This window comes from Arthrobacter sp. Y3221157 (assembly GCF_059089865.1).
Window position 1 is genome coordinate 14,866 of sequence record NZ_JBNHFD010000032.1, and the last position, 21,383, is coordinate 36,248.

General features: G+C 67.2%; 17 protein-coding genes and 1 tRNA gene. 11 read left to right on the forward strand and 7 right to left on the reverse strand.

Features of this window, described 5'->3' with window-relative positions; all coding sequences use genetic code 11:
- Positions 1–14 precede the first annotated feature (14 nt).
- Complete coding sequence (locus tag AC5RTT_RS10415) at positions 15–641, reverse strand: TetR/AcrR family transcriptional regulator (RefSeq protein ID WP_494145128.1); 627 nt, start codon at positions 639–641, stop codon at positions 15–17.
- 134 nt (positions 642–775) lie between these two features.
- Here AC5RTT_RS10415 and AC5RTT_RS10420 point away from each other — a divergent pair.
- From AC5RTT_RS10420 to sufU, 9 genes are all read left to right on the forward strand, one after another.
- A tRNA-Gln gene (locus AC5RTT_RS10420) sits at positions 776–847 on the forward strand.
- Between the two features lie 100 nt (positions 848–947).
- A complete protein-coding gene (gene glmU, locus AC5RTT_RS10425) occupies positions 948–2,426 on the forward strand; it encodes a bifunctional UDP-N-acetylglucosamine diphosphorylase/glucosamine-1-phosphate N-acetyltransferase GlmU (RefSeq protein ID WP_494145129.1) in 1,479 nt (492 codons plus the stop codon).
- Between the two features lie 2 nt (positions 2,427–2,428).
- Positions 2,429–3,409, forward strand: coding sequence for a ribose-phosphate diphosphokinase (locus AC5RTT_RS10430; protein ID WP_009356261.1), 981 nt, complete (start codon positions 2,429–2,431; stop codon positions 3,407–3,409).
- A gap of 258 nt (positions 3,410–3,667) precedes the next feature.
- On the forward strand, positions 3,668–4,285 hold the full coding sequence (locus AC5RTT_RS10435; protein ID WP_494145130.1) for a 50S ribosomal protein L25/general stress protein Ctc: 618 nt from the start codon (positions 3,668–3,670) through the stop codon (positions 4,283–4,285).
- A 111-nt stretch (positions 4,286–4,396) separates the two neighbouring features.
- Positions 4,397–4,987: an aminoacyl-tRNA hydrolase gene (gene pth, locus AC5RTT_RS10440; protein WP_494145131.1), complete on the forward strand. Its 591-nt coding sequence runs from the start codon at positions 4,397–4,399 to the stop codon at positions 4,985–4,987.
- A 121-nt stretch (positions 4,988–5,108) separates the two neighbouring features.
- Entirely contained in the window at positions 5,109–7,844 is a 2,736-nt protein-coding gene (locus AC5RTT_RS10445; RefSeq protein WP_494145132.1) for a helix-turn-helix transcriptional regulator, read from the forward strand.
- A 106-nt stretch (positions 7,845–7,950) separates the two neighbouring features.
- Positions 7,951–10,488, forward strand: a complete 2,538-nt coding sequence (locus AC5RTT_RS10450; protein ID WP_494145133.1) for a LuxR C-terminal-related transcriptional regulator — start codon at positions 7,951–7,953, stop codon at positions 10,486–10,488.
- Positions 10,489–10,972: 484 nt separating this feature from the next.
- Positions 10,973–12,298: a SufS family cysteine desulfurase gene (locus AC5RTT_RS10455; protein ID WP_494145134.1), complete on the forward strand. Its 1,326-nt coding sequence runs from the start codon at positions 10,973–10,975 to the stop codon at positions 12,296–12,298.
- A 22-nt stretch (positions 12,299–12,320) separates the two neighbouring features.
- Positions 12,321–12,770 (forward strand): Fe-S cluster assembly sulfur transfer protein SufU, encoded by a 450-nt coding sequence (sufU, locus tag AC5RTT_RS10460; RefSeq protein WP_494051457.1) that lies wholly within the window; start codon positions 12,321–12,323, stop codon positions 12,768–12,770.
- Between the two features lie 61 nt (positions 12,771–12,831).
- Here sufU and AC5RTT_RS10465 read toward each other — a convergent pair whose 3' ends face one another.
- From AC5RTT_RS10465 to AC5RTT_RS10475, 3 genes are read right to left on the reverse strand one after another with little or no spacing between them, the layout of a single operon-like run.
- Positions 12,832–13,053 carry an SCO4848 family membrane protein gene (locus tag AC5RTT_RS10465; protein ID WP_494051458.1) on the reverse strand — a complete coding sequence of 74 codons (222 nt, stop codon included), beginning with the start codon at positions 13,051–13,053 and terminating at the stop codon, positions 12,832–12,834.
- A 4-nt stretch (positions 13,054–13,057) separates the two neighbouring features.
- Positions 13,058–13,555: a DUF2505 domain-containing protein gene (locus AC5RTT_RS10470; protein ID WP_494010580.1), complete on the reverse strand. Its 498-nt coding sequence runs from the start codon at positions 13,553–13,555 to the stop codon at positions 13,058–13,060.
- Between the two features lie 44 nt (positions 13,556–13,599).
- The gene (locus tag AC5RTT_RS10475; protein ID WP_494145135.1) at positions 13,600–15,105 is read right to left on the reverse strand and encodes an SDR family oxidoreductase; all 1,506 of its coding nucleotides are present in this window, start codon (positions 15,103–15,105) and stop codon (positions 13,600–13,602) included.
- Positions 15,106–15,330: 225 nt separating this feature from the next.
- On the opposite strand from AC5RTT_RS10475, the gene mfd reads away from it, so the two are divergent.
- Together mfd and AC5RTT_RS10485 are read left to right on the forward strand one after the other, a co-directional pair.
- Positions 15,331–19,020, forward strand: coding sequence for a transcription-repair coupling factor (mfd, locus tag AC5RTT_RS10480; RefSeq protein WP_494145136.1), 3,690 nt, complete (start codon positions 15,331–15,333; stop codon positions 19,018–19,020).
- A 6-nt stretch (positions 19,021–19,026) separates the two neighbouring features.
- Positions 19,027–19,839 carry a metal-dependent hydrolase gene (locus tag AC5RTT_RS10485; protein ID WP_494145139.1) on the forward strand — a complete coding sequence of 271 codons (813 nt, stop codon included), beginning with the start codon at positions 19,027–19,029 and terminating at the stop codon, positions 19,837–19,839.
- Positions 19,840–19,896: 57 nt separating this feature from the next.
- On the opposite strand, the gene AC5RTT_RS10490 is transcribed toward AC5RTT_RS10485, so the two are convergent.
- The 3 genes from AC5RTT_RS10490 to AC5RTT_RS10500 all read right to left on the reverse strand — a co-directional run.
- Positions 19,897–20,157, reverse strand: coding sequence for a hypothetical protein (locus AC5RTT_RS10490; RefSeq protein ID WP_494010577.1), 261 nt, complete (start codon positions 20,155–20,157; stop codon positions 19,897–19,899).
- A gap of 55 nt (positions 20,158–20,212) precedes the next feature.
- Positions 20,213–20,929, reverse strand: coding sequence for a deoxyribose-phosphate aldolase (gene deoC, locus AC5RTT_RS10495; RefSeq protein ID WP_494145137.1), 717 nt, complete (start codon positions 20,927–20,929; stop codon positions 20,213–20,215).
- 97 nt (positions 20,930–21,026) lie between these two features.
- Positions 21,027–21,383, reverse strand: a 357-nt coding sequence (locus AC5RTT_RS10500) for an FAD-dependent oxidoreductase (RefSeq protein WP_494145138.1), incomplete at its 5' end; no start/stop codon positions are given.

A 21,383-nucleotide genomic window follows, 5' to 3' on the forward strand; every position in this document is an offset into this window, starting at 1 on the left:
AGGGTGACCAGTGCTTACGGTTCGCTCTTGAGCTCCGGATCCTTCTTGAGCCCGGTGAGCCCGTTCCAGGCAAGGTTGACCAGGTGTGCCGCGACGGTGTGCTTGTCGGGCTGGCGGCTGTCCTGCCACCACTGGCCGGTCATCGCCACCATGCCCACGAGCATCTGGGCGTACATGGCGCCGTCTTCGCCGCTGAAGCCGCGGCGGGAAAACTCGTCGGAGAGGATGTGCTCCACCCGGGCGGTAACGTGCGAGAGCAGGGTGGAGAAGGCGCCTTCCGGCTGGGAGGGCGGGGCGTCGCGCATCAGGATCCGGAAGCCCTCCGTGCGGTCTTCGATATAGGTCAGCAGCGCCAGCGCGGCGCGTTCCACGAGGACCCGCGGCTTTGCCTCCTCGGCCAGGGCGGCGCTGATGGCATCCAGGAGGATGTGGAACTCGCAGTCCACCACTTCGGTGTAGAGCCCCTCTTTTGAACCGAAGTGTTCGTAGATGACCGGCTTGGACACGCCTGCGCAGGCGGCGATCTCCTCGATGGTGGTCCCGTCCAGGCCGCGGGCGGCAAAGAGGCCGCGTCCGACGCCGATCAGCTGGCTCCGGCGCTGGAGTGCGGTCATTCGCGTCCGCGGGGGGTTGTTGCTCACATTTCCATCATGCCCTACGGCCCTGGCCCGGCTTTCCGGGGCCCCGGGGCGGGCGCGGCGGGCCCGTGTCGCGCGGCGCCCCGAACCCGTGGCAAAATAGGGACTTGTGCCCGGGCCTTGCGCCTGGGGCATGGTCCGCTCTGGTGTAACGGCAGCACCCCGGCCTTTGGAGCCGTGGAGTATAGGTTCGAATCCTATGGGCGGAACTGCTGTGCGAGGAGTTCAGTAGCATGACACCCGGTTCCGTGCCGACAGGCCGCCCGGACACCGAAACGCCAGCGTAACCCAGGCAAGGAGAGCCCGTACGTGATCCCCGAGAAAACCGGCCCGGCCGCCGTCATCGTTCTGGCAGCAGGCGCCGGGACGCGGATGAAGTCACGTACCCCCAAGATCCTCCACGAAATCGGTGGCCGGTCCATGGTGGGGCATGCGCTGCTGGCGGCCCGCAGCATCAACCCGCAGCAGCTCGCCATCGTGGTCCGCCACGAACGCGACCTGGTGGCGGAGCACGTCGCCCAGCTGGATCCTTCGGCCCTGATCGTTGACCAGGACGACATCCCCGGCACCGGCCGCGCCGTCGAAGTGGCACTCCAGGCCCTTGACGCGGAACAGCAGCTCACCGGCACCGTGGTGGTGACCTACGGCGACGTCCCGCTGCTGTCCGGCGCGCTCCTGGCCGAACTCGTTGCCACCCATGAGAGTGAAGCCAACGCCGTGACCGTCCTGACCGCGGTGTTGGACGACGCCACCGGCTACGGGCGGATCCTGCGCGGTGAGGACGGCACGGTTACAGGGATCAGGGAGCACAAGGACTCCAGCGAGGCGGAGCAGCTCATCCGCGAGGTCAACTCGGGCATCTACGCCTTTGACGCCGCGGTGCTGCGGAAAGCCCTGGGCAAGGTCACCACCGAGAACGCGCAGGGGGAGAAGTACCTCACCGACGTCCTCGCACTGGCGCGGGAGGCAGGGGGCCGCGTGGCCGCCGTCGTCACCGCGGACCGCTGGCAGGTGGAAGGCGCCAACGACCGCGTCCAGCTCGCGGCGCTCGGTGCGGAACTGAACCGGCGCACCGTTGAAGCCTGGATGCGTGCCGGCGTCACCGTCATTGACCCCTCCAGCACCTGGATCGACGCATCCGTCACGCTCGACGAGGACGTCCGGCTCCTGCCGAACATCCAGCTGCATGGAGCCACCACCGTGGCCCGGGACGCCGTTGTCGGCCCGGACACCACGCTGACGGACGTTACCGTCGGCGAAGGCGCCAAGGTGGTCCGCACCCATGGTTCCGGCGCCGTGATCGGTGCGGGCGCCGCCGTCGGGCCCTTCACATACCTCCGCCCGGGCACGGTCCTGGGCGAAAGCGGCAAGATCGGCGCGTTCTACGAGACCAAGAACGTAACCATCGGCCGCGGCTCCAAGTTGTCCCACCTCGGCTACGCCGGCGACGCTGAAATTGGCGAGGACACCAACATCGGCTGCGGGAACATCACCGCCAATTACGACGGCGAAAAGAAGCACCGGACGGTCATCGGCTCCGGTGTGCGGACAGGTTCCAATACGGTCTTTGTTGCCCCGGTCACCGTGGGGGACGGTGCCTACAGCGGCGCCGGTGCGGTGATCCGCAAAGACGTACCCGCAGGTGCCCTTGCCTTGAGCATCGCTGCCCAGCGCAACACCGAAGGCTGGGTTCCGGCACACAGGCCCGGAACCCGTTCGGCCGAACTGGCCCAGGCGGCCACCAAAGACTCCTCAAGTACCCCGGCATCTACAGAAGAGGGCAAGTAACAATGAGCGAAATTACGGCGCACGGCGAGAAGAAGCTGGTGCTCGCCACCGGGCGGGCACACCCGGAGCTTGCCCGGGAAATCGCCAAGGAGCTTGGAACCGACCTCCTCCCGGTGGACGCCTACGATTTCGCCAACGGTGAGATCTACGTCCGCGCGGGCGAAAGCGTCCGCGGCACGGACGCCTTCGTCATCCAGGCGCACCCGGCCCCGCTGAACAACCACCTGATGGAGCAGCTGATCATGATCGATTCGCTGAAGCGCGCCTCAGCCAAGCGGATCACGGTGGTGTCGCCCTTCTATCCGTACTCCCGGCAGGACAAGAAGGGCCGCGGCCGCGAGCCCATCTCCGCCCGCCTGGTGGCCGACATGTACAAGACCGCCGGCGCCGACCGCATCATGAGCGTTGACCTGCACACCGCCCAGATCCAAGGCTTCTTCGACGGCCCGGTGGACCACCTGATGGCCATCCCGCTGCTCGCCGACTACATCCGCACCCGGGTGGACGCTGACAACATCACGGTCGTTTCACCGGACACCGGACGCGTCCGGGTGGCGGAGCAGTGGGCCGAGCGCCTGGGCGGCGCGCCCCTTGCGTTCGTGCACAAGAGCCGCGACCTGACCGTTCCCAACCAGGCCGTGTCCAAGACCGTTGTGGGCCAGATCGAGGGACGCACCTGCGTCCTGATCGACGACATGATCGACACCGGCGGAACCATCTCCGGCGCCGTCCAGGTGCTGAAGAACGCCGGCGCCAAGGACGTCATCATCGCCGCCACGCACGCTGTCTTCTCCGAGCCGGCCGCCCAGCGGCTTTCCGATTCCGGCGCCCGCGAAGTGGTGGTCACCAATACGCTTCCGCTCTCGGCGTCCCAGCGGTTCCCGCAGTTGACCGTGCTGTCCATCGCACCGCTGATTGCGCGCGCAGTCCGCGAAGTGTTCGACGACGGTTCCGTCACCAGCCTGTTCGACGGCAACGCCTAAAGCCCTTTGCCGCGGCGGTCCCGGTTTAAGGAAACCGGCCCGCCGCTGGTAGGCTTGTCCCCGATACCTTGGCGAGGGAGAGCAGCCGGTTGGGTGTATGCCTGACAACGGCCTGCAGTCTCCGTTATCGACTGGGTCTGATCTGCCCTTCCAGTGAAGGGCGCCTTCTTGAAGGGCCGGCTTCCGGCCGCCCGGCGTTGAAGGTCGCACCAGACCTCCGCCCTTGCTGAACACCGTTTAGTCTTCAAGGAGATATCCATGTCTGAGCAGAAGCTCGCAGCAGAACTGCGCACCGAATTCGGCAAGGGCTACGCCCGCCGCGCCCGGATGGCCAACCTGATCCCCGCCGTCATCTACGGCCACGGCGCAGAGCCCATCCACATCACCCTGCCCGCCAAGGCCACCACCCTGGCTGTCCGCACCCCCAACGCCTTGCTGTCCCTGGACATCAATGGCGACGGCCACCTGGCCCTGGTCAAGGACATCCAGCGCGATCCGATCAAGCAGATCATCGAGCACATCGACCTCCTGACCGTCCGCCAGGGCGAGAAGGTCACCGTCGACGTTCCGGTACACGTCACCGGCGAAACCGCCCCGGGCACCGTCCACAACCTCGAACTGACCGTGGTGTCCCTCGAGGCCGAGGCGACCCACCTGCCCGACGCCGTCGAGGTCTCCATCGAAGGCCGCGGCGCCGGCGAGCACATCCACGCTTCCGACCTGGTCCTGCCCAAGGGTTCCGCCCTGCTGACCGACGCCGAGGCGCTCGTCGTGAACATCTCCGAGGCCGTGGCAACCGAGGAAGAGACCGCCACCGAAGGCGGCGAGGCTGTTTCCGGCGAAGCTTCCGAAGCCGCCGAAGCAGCAGCCGAGTAATCACCCGGCATGCCCTTGCCAGTGGCCGGATCCCCGTGGGGTCCGGCCACTGCCATGTCCACCGCCGCTGGCCTGCGGCTTGTCCCAATTAGCCCACCCTAGGATTGACCCATGACTGACACCTGGCTGATCGTCGGCCTCGGAAACCCCGGAGTCCAGTACCAAGGCAACAGGCACAACGTCGGCCAGATGGTGCTCGATGAACTGGCAGGCCGGATCGGTGCCGGGTTCAAAACGCACAAGGCGCGAGCCCAGGTGCTGGAGGGGCGGCTGGGGATTGGCGGGCCCCGGGTTGTCCTGGCAAAACCGCTGACCTACATGAATGTTTCCGGCGGCCCGGTGTCGGCGCTGGCCAATTTCTACGGCATCACACCTGACCACGTGGTTGCCGTCCACGACGAAATCGACATCCCTTTTAATACGGTAAAGCTCAAGATCGGCGGCGGCGAAGGCGGCCACAACGGGCTGCGCGACATCTCGAAAGCGCTGGCAACGAAGGATTACCTGAGGGTCCGCGTGGGAGTGGGGCGTCCTCCCGGCAGGATGGACACCGCTGACTACGTGTTGCGGGACTTCGGCTCCGCCGAACTCAAGGAACTGCCGTTCCTGCTCGATGAAGCGGCGGATGCCGTGGAGGCGTTGCTGCGCGAGGGGCTTACGGCAGCGCAGCAGAAGTTCCACCCCGCCAAGACCGGGCAATAGCAACTTAGAAACTTAAACCCGTTTCAACCTGTTTCCCTGTGGGTGCCACAGGGTACTCTTCTTGCTATGCGGGGGAGCAATGGGGCTACAACCCGCTATCGGGGATGTAGGGGATAAGTTCATGTCAATCGAGCCACTCAGCTGGGGACGTGGGTCAACACCTCACGACGTTGGGCTGCACACCCATGCCCCGGTAACGCCGGAACAGCAATGGTCCGCGCCTGCCCGGAGCGCCAATCTCGAAACCATCCACACCGCCCTCACCAGCGAAAACTCCCTGGGAGCCGTCATCACCGGCAGCCGGGGTGTGGGTAAGTCCTCCCTCGCCCGTGCGGCAGTGGCCGACCTTGGCCCGGACGTCTGGTCATTGCAGCTCCGCAACGGCCCCGCCGGATCCACCACCCCCTACGGGTGCCTGTCCTTCCTGCTGGCGCGGCTACCGCAGGCCTACATGGGGTCGCCCACAGCCATCCTCCGCGGCATCACGTCGCTGATCCGCAGCGACGCCGCAGGCAGGCCCTGCATCATCACGCTCGACACCGCCGGCAGCATCGACGACATGAGCGCCGGAGTGCTGTTGAACGTGCTCCTGACCGGTACCGCCAAAATCATCGCTGTGGCACCCGGCATCAGCGACCTTCCGGCCGACTTCCACTGGCTTCTCACGGACCACCGGCTGACGGAGGTGCGGCTCAGCAACCTCAACGAGCTGCAAACCCGTCAAGTCCTGCTGTCCCTGCTGGGCCACCGGGTGTCTGCCTCCCTGGTCAACACCTACCACCGCATGGTGGGCGGCAACCCGCTCCTGCTCAAGGCCCTGGTCACGGAGCAGCAGCTGTCCGGAAACCTGGTCCTGTCCGATTCCGTCTGGACCCTGCGCGACAAGGTGGTGCTCGACGGCGCCGCCAGCCTCGATGACATCGTAAGGTCCCGCTGGTCACGGGAAACCCCGGAAACCCGGGAAGTCATTGAGATGCTCTCCTGTGCACGGCGGGTGGAACTGTCCCGCCTGACCTCCATCTACAGTGCCGACGTGGTGGCCGACATGGAAGACGGCGGCCTCCTCGAGATTGACGACTCCGACCACCGCTGGGTGTCGCTGCGCGAAAAGTACATTGGCGACGTCGTGCGGACCTGGCTGAGCATCGCCCGGCGCCGGGAACTGCGCAGCGTCCTGATTGGCGGCGAGGAACCCGATCCCGCAGGCATGACGGTCGATGAGCTGATGGCCTTCGCGGCCTGGACGCACGAGTGCGAGGCTGAGCTGAGTCCAGCCTTCGCCCTCGCGGCCGCGGAAGCAGCGGTCCAGTTGTTCGATCCCAAGTTTGCCCTCACGTACGCTGACATGCTGAAGAGGACGGACCCCCAGTGGGTACCGGCCCAGCGGCAGAAAGCTGCCGCATACCTCCAGCTGGATATGCCGGTCCAGGCCTTGTCAGCGCTGGATGAGATCACCCGGCCGGAAATGGACGCACTGGACGACGTCGAGGAATACGCCCATCTGGTGGCGGCCAGGGCCCAGGTGATGATGCGGCTTCCGGACCATGCAGGAAAGGTGCCCACCCTCCTCGCGGAGGCACGGGAACGGCTGGCGCCTGCAGGCAACGGTGCATTCTGGCCTGAACCGGGCGCGGCGGCGCTAAACCGCGTTGCCCTGACGGAGTTCGAATACCGGGCGTTCGTGGGCGACTACGCGGCGTTGATTCCCGCACTTGAGTCCGCCGCGGACCAGGCAAGGAATCCCGACGCCGAATACCGCATGAATGCCGCCATCATCCTGATGACGGCCCTGGCATTGACGGGGCGGGAGATGGATGCCCTGAGCCTGATGCGGCAGCTCGGCGGGCAGATCAGCGATGCCTCCCATGTTGTGGGCCTGCGCGAGCGGTATAACCGGGAGGCCTACCTGGTCCTGCTGATGGCAGGCCAGTGGCGGCGGTGCATCGACCTTCTGGGCACGCAAAACGCCGAGGAACCATCCCGGCTGCCGTACGGCAGCGCCGCAGCCGAACTGGCCGCCGGAATCGCCTACGTCTATTCGGGCCGTGGCGCGGCCGCCCTCGATCCCCTGATGTCCGCGGCCGCGCAGCTGGAACTGCAGCCTGTGCAGACCGCGCTCCGGTTCGCATACTCGGCCACCGCCCTGGCCCATGCGCAAATCGGCAACGTGGTCCAGGCCAGGAAGTACCTCGCCAAGCTGCAACGGGTCTCCGGCACATCCGGTTTCGCCACCGACAGCCTTATCGATTTCTGTGCCCTGGTGACGGGGCGCTGGCTGAACGACCCCGACGCCGTCAGCAAGCTCAAGCAATCGGCCCGCCGGAACATGGATGCAGGGCGGTACACGGTTGCAGGGGTGGAGCTCCTTGCGGCTACCGTGAACGGGAGCGACGCCGACTTCCGGCTTCTGGAGGAGATCGCAGACCACCGGCAGGGACCACTGGCAGAGGTGTCGCGGCTGATAGCGCTGGGCAGCCGCACCAAGGATGCAAAGGTACTCCTTGCCGGCGGAGAGCTCGCCGCCACCTTGGAACTGGACGCTGTCGAGGCCCGGTGCATGGCCCTCGCCGTGGACTTCGCACGGCAGGACGGCGACTCGATGTCCGCCCGGACCGCCCAGGCCCGCCTGGACATCCTGGCCGCCACAGTGACCAACCTGCCGATCGTGCCCAGCAGCGGCAGCCCGCTGCTCACCAGCAGGGAGCGCCAGATCGCGCGACTGGCCGGCCGGGGTGCGTCGAACCGCGATATCGCCCTGGAGATGGGCGTGTCAGTCCGGACTGTTGAGGGGCACCTCTACCAGGTGTTTACGAAGCTCGGCGTAACTTCCAGGGGTGATCTGACTGGACTCGTCTAATGGACATAAGCCCGGCGCGGCGCAGCGGGCACTTACCGGCCGCCGTGAGCCGCTGGACAGGATCTGCAACATTGTCCGGAACCGAACCAGCCAGGCCGTCTTCGTCATGGCCGGTCCAGGCATCGGCAAGTCGTCGCTCACAGAGACGGTCGCGGAGCGGTTCAGGGGGGAGCTGAACATCCTGCAGATCCATGGCAGCTCGGCGCTGGCAGCGGTGCCATTTGGTGTGCTGACCCCCTATACGACTGACCTGACCGCAGAGGAGTCGGTTTCGCCCGTAGCGGTCCTGCGGTCCATGTGGACGTATTTCGAGAAGCTGAAAGCCGGAAACGGCAATGCTGTCCTGCTGCTGGTGGACGATGCCCACCATCTGGATGAGGCTTCTGCGGGCGTGCTGGCGGACCTGATTTCGGCCGGCTGGGCGACAGTGGTGGCAGCGGCCAGGCCGCGGCCCGGACTCCCGCAGCCGCTGGACCAGTTGTGGTACGACGGCCTTGCGGAGCGCGTGGACCTGCGGCCCCTGAACCGGGAACAGATCGAGGAGGTCCTGGAGCACCTCCTCGCGGGAACAGTTCCTGCGGCCACAATTGACGCGGCCTGGAAGGCATCGGGCGGCAATCCCCGCCTCCTGGACGCGCTGCTGCACGATGCCGCCGAAGCAGGGATCCTGTCCAAGCGGAACGGCATCTGGGTCCTGCTGGGCGCCCTGCCCTGTGATGGTGCCCGGCTGACGGCGGTGGTGGCCAAGGACCACCTCCGGCGGCGGCCCGAAGAACAGGAAGCACTCAAACTCATCGCCCTCGCCGGACCCGTTGGCAGGAAGGTCATCGAGGAGATCTGCGGGGCACCGGTGGTCCGTTCCCTGCTGGACCAGCAGATGGTGGTGGAAACGTCCGGTGTCCCGGCTGAACTTTCCCTGTGGAACAGCCTTTTCGCCGAGGCCATCAGGAACACCATCTCCGTATCGCGCAGCCTGCAGCTGCAGGAGAAAATCCGAGCCCACCAGGACGGCACCGTGCTCCCTGGCGAAGGCCGGCTGCGGTCTGTGGAATGGGCTTTGGAATGCGGACTGCGCGTGCCTGACGCCGACATGCTCGAATCCGCCATCGAGGCGCTTTCCAGGTACCGCAACCCCAGCGCGCGATCCATCGCGGCCAGGGTGCATGCCCCGGACCTCGTGCCGCTGGCGCAGGCGGTCCAGGCCCGAGCCCTGTACAACGAGGGGTCCTATGCTGATGCGGCCGCCCTGCTCGACGAATGCTGGCTCCAGCTCACTGACCATCCCCAGGGCCCGGCGGTCCTGCTGCTGCGGATATCGGGACACCAGGCGGCGGGGCACCAGCTGACCGCCGTCGCGGAGGACGTGCGGGAACAAACGGGCTCACCGGGGGAGGGGACCGGGACCTGGCAGGAGGATCTCCTCCGGTTGCTGAAGGCAGGGTCCGAGGTGGATTATCGTGCGCTGGCAGCGGCCGTGGAAACCGTCAGGGACCGTCCGTTGGGTGGCGGCCACCAGCCCGTGGCGGCCGTTGGTGAAGCGCTGCTGGCACACGCGCTCACGGCCGCCGGCCGGCCTGCCGAGGGCCTGGATGCCGCACTCCTTGCCGCATCCGAGCTGCCGCCCCTGGACGGCAGCCTGTTTTTCTTTCCCGAATTCGTGCTGGGCCGGCTGGTGGTCACCTACCTGGCCATGGGCGAATGGGAATCAGCGGAACGGGAACTGAACAGCTACGCCACCCACCACGACGCCGGTGCGGCAACCTTCGACGGCAGCCTGCAGCTGCTCAGGGGCTACTCGCTGCTGCGCCAGGGCCGGATGGAGCGTGCGTACCAGTTGCTGCTGCCGGCCGTGGAGGCACTGCGGCTCAATGATCCGCTCCACCTGTTCCGCTTTGGGTCTTCCCTTGGTTTCTACGTCGCGGCGCGGCTGGGGGATGCGGCCCAGGCCAAACGCCTGGAACAGGACTACAAGGATGCCGTTGCAGGTGGGCCGCAGCATGACCTCCTGGCCGGCGCATATGCCGCCGCGGCTGGCGAATACCTGGCCCACGACGGAAAGGGCCTCGCCTCGCTGCATACCATGATGACTGCCGCGGAAGCGGCCGGGCGGACGGGCCACCTGCTGGAGCTTCTGGCCGTGTGCTGGGATTTGGGGGATCCTTCGGTAATCCCCATGGTGAAGGACACTGCAGGTGCCGTGCAGGGACGCTGGGCTGCTGCCATGCTGACCCTGGCCACCGGCTGGGAAGCTGCCGACGGCGATGCCCTGATGGCAACGGCCACATCCCTGGAGGAGTCCGGCTTCGTCAACCTTGCCCGCGAGGCGTACGCCCGTGCCAGCACGGTACTGGAGCAGGCCGGGGAACGCCGCCGGTCCCGGCAGGCGGTGGCCCAGCGGGAGAAGTGCGACCACGAACTGGGAGAACGGTTCCGCGAGGGACGCTTTATCGCCGCAGCCCCCGCGGTGCACCTCACCCGCCGGGAACAGGACATCGTGGAGCTTGCCGTCCAGGGCCTCACCGACCGTGAGATAGCCCAGCGCCTCATGGTTTCGGTCCGGACCGTGGAAGGACACCTGTACCGCACCTACGTCAAGCTGGGTGTGCGGAGCAGGGACGAACTGGAGTCCGCGCTGCCCAAGTAGGGATTGCTACCTGCTTTTCTCCGTGCAGCCTGTACCGCGACGCCGTCACTGGGGACACCCTGTGCCGTCCGGCAGGTGCTCCCGCAAGTTCCTCCGATGCAGGACACGAAGCCCTCCCGGGGCTTGCTGCCCGGCACGGCTGCCCAAGTAGTTCCTTTCCGCGGAAAACGAGTACACCCTACTCGTGTGCAGAGGGCTACCGCAGGATTTACTTAAGGAGGCAAAGGAGCGGCGGGAGGGAAGCCGCAGAGATTGCTGCAGGACATCAAGGCCTCTATCGACTTCCGGCCCCCAGGGACCGGGCCGAGACGGGGCCGGCGACGTCAGAGTCTTCTGAGACCGAGACTCTCCCCCCAGCCGTCGCCGGCCCTCCGCTCCGCGGGCGAAGCCCGGAGCGGCTGTGGCGGCTGCCCCCGTGGGCGGCCGCCACAGCCGTGCTGTGGGACAATTGAGTGTCATCCGTTGGCATCTCAAGGAGATCGTTTTGGCCGTAGTAGCAACGCCAGCCACGCTGGAGCAGGCCCTGCCGGTGATGGATAACGCCGAAGTGATGCGCATCCGGAACGACTTTCCGGTCCTCCACCAGCTCGTCAACGGACGCCCCCTGGTCTACCTGGATTCGGGAGCCACCTCGCAGAACCCCGTGAGCGTCATGGAAGCCGAGCAGGAGTTCTATGAGCAGCGGAACGCCGCGGTCCACCGGGGCGCCCACCATCTTGCTGTGGAGGCCACAGAGGCCTTTGAAGACGCCCGGCAGACCGTGGCTGACTTTGTTGGTGCCGACTACTCCGAGACCATTTGGACATCCAACGCCACCGAGGGCCTCAACCTCATCTCCTACGCGCTGTCCAACGCCGGGCTCTGGGCTTCGCAGGGCCGGGGCGATGCCGGGCTGAAGGATCTCGCGCTGGTTCCCGGGGACGAGATCGTGGTCACCGAGATGGAGCACCACGCAAACCTCATACCGTGGCAGGAACTGGCTTTCCGTACCGGCGCCACGCTCCGCTACATCCCCATTGATGATGCCGGCAGCCTCAGGATGGACCAGGCTGCACAGATCATCGGCAGCCGCACCAGGGTGCTTGCCTTCACCCACGCCTCCAACGTCCTGGGGACCATCAACCCGGTCCGCGAACTCGTGGCACTTGCCCGGGCAGCCGGCGCACTGGTGGTCCTGGACGCGTGCCAGTCGGCACCCCACCTTCCGCTGAAGGTCAAGGACCTGGACGTGGACTTCGCCGTCTTCTCCGGGCACAAGATGCTGGCCCCCACGGGCATCGGCGTCCTCTACGGCAAGCAGGAACTGCTGGACATCCTGCCGCCCTTCCTCACCGGCGGCTCCATGATCACCACCGTGACCATGGAGCGGGCGGAGTACCTGCCCGCGCCCCAGCGTTTTGAGGCCGGTACGCAGCGGATCTCCCAGGCAGTGGCCCTGGCCGCCGCCGCCAACTACCTCACAGAAACCGGGCTGGACCGGATCCACCGCTGGGAGGCCGAACTCGGTGCACGGATGGTGGCAGGCCTGGAATCGCTCCCCGGCATCAGGGTCCTGGGGCCCGAAGCCGGGAAGGAGCGGATCGGACTGGCCGCTTTCGACGTCGAGGGCGTTCACGCTCACGATGTAGGGCAGTTCCTGGACTCCCGCGGAATCGCGGTGCGCGTTGGCCACCACTGTGCCCAGCCGTTGCACCGCAGGCTGGGCCTGACGGCCACCACCCGGGCAAGCACCTACCTGTACAACACCACGGACGACGTGGACCAGTTCCTGGATGCCGTGTCCGGCGTGCGGGCCTACTTCGGCGCCTAGCCCGAGGATAGAAGGTAAACCCATGAGCCTTGACCAGCTGTACCAGCAGATCATCCTTGACCACTCCAAGGCGCGGCACGGCAGCGGCCTGGCCGCGACCGAGGCCCCGGCGGGGGCATCCACCGGCCAATCCCACCAGCTCAACCCGGTCTGCGGGGATGAAGTGACGCTGCGCCTGGCCGTGGAGGATGGACGGATCGCCCAGGTTTCCTGGGACGGCGCCGGCTGTTCAATTTCGATGGCCTCGGCATCGGTGCTCACTGAACTGGCCGAGGGCATGACCGTGGCGGAACTGCATGAAGTCATCGACAGCTTCCGGGAGGTTTTGCGCTCTCGTGGAAAGGTCCATGCGGATCCGGAACTGTTGGGGGATGCCGCCGCGTTCGAGGGCGTGGCCCGCTATGCAGCCCGCGTGAAATGCGCGATGATCTCCTGGGTGGCCGCCGAGGATGCCCTTAACCAGGCAGCCTGACCTACCGTAAACGCGAAAAGGCTCTCCTCCCGCCGGGAGGAGAGCCTTTTGGCATGCAGGGTCAGCCGAACAGTGCCATGATGCCGATGAGTGCCGTTGCGGCACCGAGCACCATGGAGACGCTCACCAGCACCACGTGGACGGTGAGGAACTTGGTGGCCTTGCCGGCCGCGTCCCGGGCCCGGGGATCCTTCATGACCCGCCGCAGGAACTGCGGCCAGACCACCAGGGACCAGACGCCGGCCACAATCAGGACCAGGGCCGCGAAAACGGGCAGTTCCACCGGGTCAGTGGCTTTCCAGCCAGGCCTGCGCCTGCTGTGCCTGCAGGTTCAGTGCCTTGGCCACCATGGGCTCGGCAGCGTCGGCGATCTTGCCGCCCAGGAAAGGCACGGAGGACTTGACCTCGCCCTCGAGCTCAACGCGGGTTCCGCTGGCCTCGGCCACCAGGCGCTGAACGGCGGTGACGTCCACGGGTGCGCCGGCGATCTTGACGGTGATGTTGCTCTGGCGGGAGCCGTCTTCCGCGGGGGCGTTCCAGCTTTCCACCTGGGTCACTTTCAGGTGCTCACCCACGAACTTGCGGGCAAATTCGGGCAGGCGGGTGGTGGGAAGGGTGCGCACAGAGGTGGCGTTGAACGCGCCGGCGACGTCACCGTCCACGGTGAACGATTCCAGGTTACCGCCCACCAGCTGGCTGACGTGGCGCTGGAAGTCCTCGTTCACCAGGACAGCTGCGACGCTGTCGACGGAGTGCGGAAGGGAAGTGGTTGCGCTCAGGGCCATGGGTCCTCCTGGGACATTGGGGAACGGATTTAACTCAAGACATCCTACGGGGTCCCGGCCGGCCGCTCCGCATCGATGAGCTTTTGTGCCGCCCCGGTGATGTTCCGGGCCATCGCCGGGAAGATCAGGCTGTGGAACGGCAGGACAGCCAGCCAGTAGAGCCGGCCGCTGAGTCCCTTGGGGAAGAAGATGGCCCGCTGCCGGTACAGGCTGCCGGCGCCGTCGGGTTCCACGGACAGTTCCAGCCATGCCCGGCCGGGCGCCCGCATCTCGGCCCGCAGCCGGAGCAGCCTGCCGCGGTCGATCCGTTCCACGCGCCACCAGTCCACCACCTCCCCGGCGGCCAGCATCTTGGGGTGCCGGCGCCTGCGCAGGAGCCCGGCCCCGCCGGTCAGCTTGTCCAGCCAGCCGCGCACCTGCCATGCAAGCGGGAGCGAGTACCAGCCGTTCCGGCCGCCGATTCCCTCGATAATCGTCCACACGTGTTGCGGGTCCACGTCCCCGTGGAAGGTGCGTTCGTCGATGTAGACCGTGTGGCCGGACCAGTCGGGATCGCTCGGCAGGGGATCGGACGCCACTCCGGCATTTGCCCAGGTGGTCTCCACCTGGCCGTCCCGTTCCTTGCCCAGAGCCAGCGCGACGGCGCTGCGGTACGGCGTCAACCCGCCGTCGGGCTGGGGGATGTACCTGTCGATGCCATGCTCGCTGGATATGGCGTCGTGCTGCAGGGACTGGACCAGGGGGAAAGCCATGGACAGCGGGATGGGCGTGGTGAGCGCCACCCACATCCCGGCGAGCTTGGGGGCCGGGACCGGCAGGGCCAGCACCACCCGGTAGGGCAGGCCGGCTTCGGCGGCGTACTCCTTCATCATTGCCGCGTACGTGAGCACCTGGCGGCAGCCGATATCGAAGGTCCGGTTGATGGGCCCGTCCAGGGATGCCGCGGCCACCAGGTAGTACAGGACGTCCCGCACGGCGATCGCTTCGATCCGGTTCCGGACCCAGCTGGGCGCCGGCATCAGGGGCAGCGTCTCGGACAGGTGCCGGATCATCTCGAAGGACGCCGAGCCGGAGCCGATCACCACGCCCGCCTGGAAGACAATGGCGTCCACCTGGCCGTCCAGGAATACCTGGCCCACTGCCTCCCTGGACCGCATGTGGGTGGATAATTCCACGCGCTGCGGATGCAGGCCGCCGAGGTACACGATCCTGCCCACCCCCGCATCAGCCGCCGCCTGGGCCGCGATGCCGGCCATCGCCTTCTCCTTGGCTTCGAAACCCGCCCCGGCAGCCATGGAGTGCACCAGGTAGTAGAAGACGTCGACGCCGTCCAGCGCCTTCCGCAGCGCGTCGCCGTCGTCCAGGCTGCTTTCCACCACCTCCACCTTGCCCCGCCACGGGACCCCGGCAACCTTGTCCGGGGACCTGACCAGCACCTTGACGCTGTGGCCTGCCTCGAGGAGCCGGGGCACCAGCCGGCCGCCGATGTAGCCGGTGGCCCCCGTCACCAGGACTGTCTTGGCAATGTGGGGTGCATTGGTTCCGGTCATGCTCGCTCCTGTTCGTCCTCAGCAGTTCGGAGCGGCGGCCTGTCCGGACGGCCGCCCCGGTAAATGAGTGGGCCCTGCCAGCCTAAGCGCAGGATCCGCTGGCAGGACTGCCGGGGCCCGGAATGTCGCCGGTGCGCGGTAGGCTGGAGGTTACCCGGGATTCGCAGCGAATTTCGGGTTTTCGCGTTGCCTGCGATCCCCTTGAACACCACAGGAGCTTCTGCCATGAGCCTTCCCGGCCCGTCCGCCGCCGGCCAATCCACTGCAGGCCCGTCGCTGGATGGCCTGCGGCGCGTCCTCGCCGAGGACCAGACGTTCGCGCGCGTCCGGGCGGAAGCCGCCAGGGGATTCAGCGTTCGAGGCCAGGATTACCAGATCAGCGCGCCCGCCGGGCTGCGTCCCGTGCTGCTCGCCGAGATGTCTGACGGCCTCAGGGCCGCCGGGCCAGAAGAGTCCGACGGCGGCGGGCCGGGCGTGGTCCTCGCCGTCACCGCCACCGGCCGGGAGGCGGAGGACCTGGCGGCGGCACTTCGCGCCTACCTGCCCGCGGATGCCGTGGCCGAGTTCCCCAGCTGGGAAACGCTGCCGCACGAGCGCCTCTCGCCGCGTTCGGACACGGTGGGACGGCGGCTGGCCGTCCTGCGCCGGCTGGCCCATCCGGAGAGCTCGGCAGCGGGCCGGCTCCGGGTGGTGGTGGCGCCCGTCCGGGCCGTGGTCCAGCCCGTGGTGGCCGGACTCGGTGACCTGGTGCCGGTCACGTTGAAGGTGGGCCAGGACATCCCGTTCACGGACGTGGTGCGGAGCCTCACCGATGCCGCCTACGCCCGGGTGGACATGGTGACGCACCGGGGGGAGTTCGCCGTCCGCGGCGGCATCATCGACGTGTTCCCGCCCACCGAGGACCACCCCATCCGCGTGGAGTTCTTTGGCGATGAGGTGGACCAGATGCGCTGGTTCGCCGTGGCCGACCAGCGCTCGCTGTCAGCCCCCGGAATCCACCACCCTACCGAACTGCATGCCCCGCCCTGCCGGGAAATCCTCATCACCCCGTCCGTGATGTCCCGCGCCGCGACGCTCAAGTCACAGCTCCCGGCCGCCGCCGACATGCTGGAGAGGATCGCCGGCGGCATCGCCGTGGAGGGCATGGAATCCCTGGCGCCAGTGCTGGTGGACGCCATGGTCCCGTTCGTGGACCAGCTTCCTGCCGACTCCATTGCCGTTGTCATCGAGCCCGAGAAGGTCCGCACCCGCGCGCACGACCTCGCCGCCACCAACGAGGAATTCCTGGAGGCGGCCTGGTCCACGGCGTCCGACGGCGGGACGGCGCCTTTGGACCTCAGCTCCCAAGCGTCGGCGGCGCTGCACTCGGCGAGCTTCCGCTCGCTGGGCGAGACCCGTGCATCCTCCCTGGAGCACGGCGTCTCCTGGTGGTCCATCACCTCGCTGGCCCAGGACGCGGAACTGCTCCCGGAGATCGACGTCCTGAACCTGCACGCACGGGAGCCCCGCGGCTACCAGGGCGACGTGGCGGAAATGATGGACTTCATCGGTTCGCACGTGCGCGACCAGTGGCGGATCGTCGTGGCCACTGAAGGTCCCGGTCCCGCACAGCGCCTGGCGGAACTGTTCCACGACGCCGATATCCCCTGCGCCCGGGTGGACAGCCTGGACCACGAGCCCCAGCCGGGGATCATCGAGGTGACCACCGCCGCCGTCGGACGCGGTTTTGTCCTGGACGGCCTGAAGCTGGGACTGCTCACGGAAGCCGACCTGCTGGGCCGGACCTCCGCAGCCTCCACCAAGGACATGCGGCGGATGCCGTCCAAACGGCGCAACGCCGTCGACCCCCTGCAGCTGGTGGCGGGGGACCATGTGGTCCACGAACAGCACGGGATCGGCCGGTTCGTCGAGCTGATCCAGCGCAAGGTGGCGGGCGGAGCCGACGGCGTACGCGAGTACCTGGTGCTGGAGTACGCGCCGTCCAAGCGGGGCGCACCGGGGGACCGGCTGTTCGTGCCCACTGACCAGCTGGACCAGGTGACCCGCTACGTGGGCGGGGACACCCCGGTCCTGAGCAAGATGGGCGGCGCGGACTGGGCGAGCACCAAGTCCAAGGCCCGCAAGGCCGTCAAGGAGATCGCCGGGGAGCTGATCCGGCTGTACTCGGCGCGGATGGCCTCGCGCGGGCACGCCTTCGGCCCGGATACCCCGTGGCAGCGGGAACTGGAGGAAGCCTTCCCCTACGTGGAGACGCCGGACCAGTTGACCACCATCAACGAGGTCAAGGCGGACATGGAGCGGGAGATCCCGATGGACCGCCTGGTGTCCGGGGACGTGGGCTACGGCAAGACCGAGATCGCGGTGCGGGCGGCCTTCAAAGCGGTCCAGGACGGCAAGCAGGTGGCCGTGCTGGTGCCCACCACCCTCCTGGCCCAGCAGCACTACGAAACCTTCACTGAACGGTTCTCCGGCTTCCCGCTGCGCGTCAAGCCGCTGTCCCGGTTCCAGGGTTCCAAGGAAGCGAAGGAGACGGCGGAAGGCGTCAAGAACGGCTCGGTGGACGTGGTGATCGGCACGCACCGGCTGCTGTCCAAGGACTTCGAGTTCAAGGACCTCGGACTGGTGATCGTGGACGAGGAGCAGCGGTTCGGCGTCGAGCATAAAGAGGCGCTGAAGAAGATGCGCACCAATGTGGACGTGCTGGCCATGAGCGCCACCCCGATTCCCCGGACACTCGAGATGTCGCTCACCGGCATCCGGGAGACCTCCACCCTGGCTACGCCGCCGGAGGAACGCCACCCCGTGCTGACCTACGTGGGCCCCTACACGGATAAGCAGACCTCCGCCGCGATCCGCAGGGAGCTGATGCGCGAGGGCCAGGTGTTCCTGGTCCACAACCGGGTGTCCACCATTGAACGGACGGCGGCGAAGATCCGCGAGCTGGTTCCGGAAGCCCGGGTGGAGGTGGCGCACGGCAAGATGTCCGAAAGCCGCCTGGAACAGATCATCGTGGACTTCTGGGAGCGGCGCTTCGACGTCCTGGTGTGTACCACCATCATCGAGACGGGCCTGGATATCTCAAACGCGAACACCCTGATCGTGGACGGTGCGGACAAGTACGGCCTGTCCCAGCTCCACCAGCTCCGCGGGCGCGTGGGCCGTGGCCGCGAGCGTGCCTACGCCTATTTCCTGTACCCGTCGGAGAAGCCGCTGGGGGAGGTGGCGCTGGAACGACTCAAGGCCGTGGCAACGCACAACGAGCTCGGCGCAGGCATGCAGCTGGCCATGAAGGACCTGGAGATCCGCGGGGCCGGCAACCTGCTGGGTGGCGAACAGTCCGGCCACATCCAGGGTGTCGGGTTCGACCTCTACATCCGGCTGGTGGGCGAGGCCGTGGCGGACTTCCGCGGCGAGGCCGAGGAGAAGGCTGCCGAGATGAAGATCGAGCTGCCGGTCAACGCCCACCTTCCGCACGACTACGTTCCGGGCGAACGGCTGCGCCTCGAGGCCTACCGCAAGCTGGCGGCAGCGCAGACCAACGAGGCGATCGACGAGGTCTTCGCCGAACTGGTGGACCGCTACGGTGAGCTTCCGCTGCCGGCCCAGAACCTGGTGGCCGTGGCCCGGTTCCGGGTGGCTGCCCGCGAGGCAGGGTTGTCCGACGTGGCGCTGCAGGGCAACTTCATCAGGTTCTCGCCCGCGCAGTTGCCGGAGTCCAAGGTCATGCGCCTGAACCGGATGTACCCGGGATCGCAGTCCAAGCCGGCACTGGACGCGGTGCTGATCCCCAAGCCAAAGACCGCGCGCATCGGCGGCCGGGACCTGCAGGACGCGGAAATCCTGGGATGGGCCGACGGCGTCATCCGCAACATCTTCTCCGACCAGCCCGTTCCCGTCGCTCAGACAGGGGCCTGACGGATGATGGGAGGACACCACGCCGCGTCGGGAGCCGCGGCGTGGGTAGCTGTTGCCTCCACGGGCCCCTACACGCTGGGCTGGTACCCGTTGGATCCAACCGGCATCCTGATTGGCGGCTTGGCCACTGCAGGAACGGCACTGGTCTGCGACTGGGACCACCGCTCCAGCACGGTGGCCCAGTCCCTGCCGCCGCTGTCCAACGCGATTGCCCGTGGGATTGAGAACGCCAGCGGCGGGCACCGGCAGGGAACGCATTCCATCCTGGGCGCGGGGGTCTTCGTCCTGCTGGCCGCGCTGGCGTCCCGGTTCCAGCTGGAGACCCCCTGGGGGCTCCTGTCCGTCGGCGCCGGCCTGCTGTGCATGTGCCTGATCAACATCGCGGCGAAGGCCCTGAAGCTTTTTCCCAAGAGCGGGTTCCTGACCAACTGGGCTTTCGCACTGGCGATGGCCGGTCTGGTCACGGTGTATGCCCCGGAACAATGGACCTGGCTGCCCGTGTCCATGCTCATCGGTGTGGTGGTGCACATCGTGGGCGACCTCATCACCACCGGGGGAGTCCCGCTCCTGTGGCCGCTGGTGGTCCGGCCCCCGAAGGCGCTGCGCAGGGTCCCGCTGCTGCGGTACGTGTGGCGGCCCAACGGGGCACTGTCCTTGCCGCTGCTGGGACGGGCCGGCTCCAAGCGCGAGTGGCTGGTGCTGATCCCGGTGAGCGCGTACGCCATGGTGGGCATGACGGTGGCCGGCTGGTCAATTGCGCAGAGCCAGTGGACGCGGATGGCTGATGCCGCCGTGGCCTGGACCAGGCTCTGGTTCTAGCGCACAAAAAGGACCCCCGGACGGGCGTCCGGGGGTCCTTTTCGTACAAAAAGCTTCTTAGTGTTCGCCCGCTGAGTCCGAGCGGCCCCAAATGGTCTGCGGGATCCAGAACGCCAGGGCGAACAGCACCAGGCAGACGGCCATCGGCCAGGGGTTGCCGAGCGTGAGGAAGGACAGCGAGTAGATCGCCCCGAAGAACAGCGCCATGATTATCACGAACAGCACAATGCTGCCGGAGAGCTTGTTCTCGTTCTGTGGGGTCCGGACAGTGCGCTGGTCCGATGTGTCCTGGCCGGACGCGTTAATCTTGCTGGACAATTTCGTTCCTCCTCGGCCCCGCAGGGCTCAATCTGTGGCGGCGTCCGGCCTGCCGTCAGTAGGCGGCTGAACCCTGTTCACCCTTGACGATGGCAATACCGGAGCTGGCACCAATACGTGTTGCACCAGCAGCAATCATAGCCTGAGCGTCAGCCAGGGAGCGCACGCCGCCGGAGGCCTTGACGCCCAGGTCCGGGCCCACCGTCCTGCGCATGAGGGCGATATCCTCGGCCGTGGCACCTCCGCCGTTGAACCCTGTGGAAGTTTTGACGAAGTCCGCGCCGGCTTCCACGGCCGCCTGGCAGGCGAGGACCTTCTGGTCGTCCGTGAGAAGGGCGGTCTCAATGATCACCTTCAGGATGGCGCCGCTGGCATGCACCGCCTCCGCCACAGCGCTGATGTCCTCGATGAGTGCACCCTTGTCGCCGGCACGGGCGGCGGCAATGTTGATAACCATGTCCACCTCGTCAGCGCCGTCAAGCACGGCGCCGCGGGCTTCGAAGGCCTTGACGTCGGTGGGTGTGGCCCCCAGCGGGAAGCCGACAACGGAGCAGGTGAGGACGCCGGAGCCTTTCAGGGCATTCTTGACGGTCTTGACCCAGATGGGGTTCACGCACACGGACTTGAAGCCGTATTCGGCAGCCTCGGCGCACACTTTCAGGACGTCGGCCTCGGAGGCTTCGGGCTTCAACAGCGTGTGGTCGATGTAGGAGGCAATGCTCCCGGCATCAGTGGGGGCTGGCTGAACGGAAGGGGTGGCTTCGTTGCTCATGATGGTCCTTTCCGGGGGCCTTGTGGGCCCCGGCACGTCCTGGAACTCGGTTCGGCACCATCTTGTCACAGCCGGGGCAACAGCAAAGTGCGGCCGGTCAGGCGGCTGCCTGCAGGTCCGGCCCGGTTGGGGCCGCGGCCAGAAGCTGCGTGGCGCAGGCTCCCGCGGCGGAAGCTGCCGCCACGAGCAGGCCCAGCCGGACGCCGTCGTACGCTGCGGCGTCCCCGATGGCCCAAATGCCGGGGACGGACGTCCGGAAGTCCTGGCTGATGACAATTCCTCCGCTCGCCGCGGTCCGCAGTCCTGCGCTGGCAGCGAGGCCGTCCCGTGCCACCCGCTCTTCAGCCAGGACCACAAGGTCGCCGCTCATGCTGCTGCCGTCCTCGAAGACCACCGCGGAGGCCGCCAGCCCGGACACGGACTGACCGGGGACGACGGCGGCCGGGCGGGCGGT

What these genes read in the sequence shown, in the direction of transcription:
- AC5RTT_RS10430 (WP_009356261.1), top strand. Translation starts at nt 2,429, where the DNA reads ATGAGCGAAATTACGGCGCACGGCGAGAAGAAGCTGGTGCTCGCCACC.
- AC5RTT_RS10435 (WP_494145130.1), top strand. Translation starts at nt 3,668, where the DNA reads ATGTCTGAGCAGAAGCTCGCAGCAGAACTGCGCACCGAATTCGGCAAG.
- pth (WP_494145131.1), top strand. Translation starts at nt 4,397, where the DNA reads ATGACTGACACCTGGCTGATCGTCGGCCTCGGAAACCCCGGAGTCCAG.
- AC5RTT_RS10445 (WP_494145132.1), top strand. Translation starts at nt 5,109, where the DNA reads ATGTCAATCGAGCCACTCAGCTGGGGACGTGGGTCAACACCTCACGAC.
- AC5RTT_RS10450 (WP_494145133.1), top strand. Translation starts at nt 7,951, where the DNA reads ATGGCCGGTCCAGGCATCGGCAAGTCGTCGCTCACAGAGACGGTCGCG.
- sufU (WP_494051457.1), top strand. Translation starts at nt 12,321, where the DNA reads ATGAGCCTTGACCAGCTGTACCAGCAGATCATCCTTGACCACTCCAAG.
- AC5RTT_RS10470 (WP_494010580.1), bottom strand. Translation starts at nt 13,555, where the DNA reads ATGGCCCTGAGCGCAACCACTTCCCTTCCGCACTCCGTCGACAGCGTC.
- AC5RTT_RS10475 (WP_494145135.1), bottom strand. Translation starts at nt 15,105, where the DNA reads ATGACCGGAACCAATGCACCCCACATTGCCAAGACAGTCCTGGTGACG.
- mfd (WP_494145136.1), top strand. Translation starts at nt 15,331, where the DNA reads ATGAGCCTTCCCGGCCCGTCCGCCGCCGGCCAATCCACTGCAGGCCCG.
- AC5RTT_RS10485 (WP_494145139.1), top strand. Translation starts at nt 19,027, where the DNA reads ATGGGAGGACACCACGCCGCGTCGGGAGCCGCGGCGTGGGTAGCTGTT.
- deoC (WP_494145137.1), bottom strand. Translation starts at nt 20,929, where the DNA reads ATGAGCAACGAAGCCACCCCTTCCGTTCAGCCAGCCCCCACTGATGCC.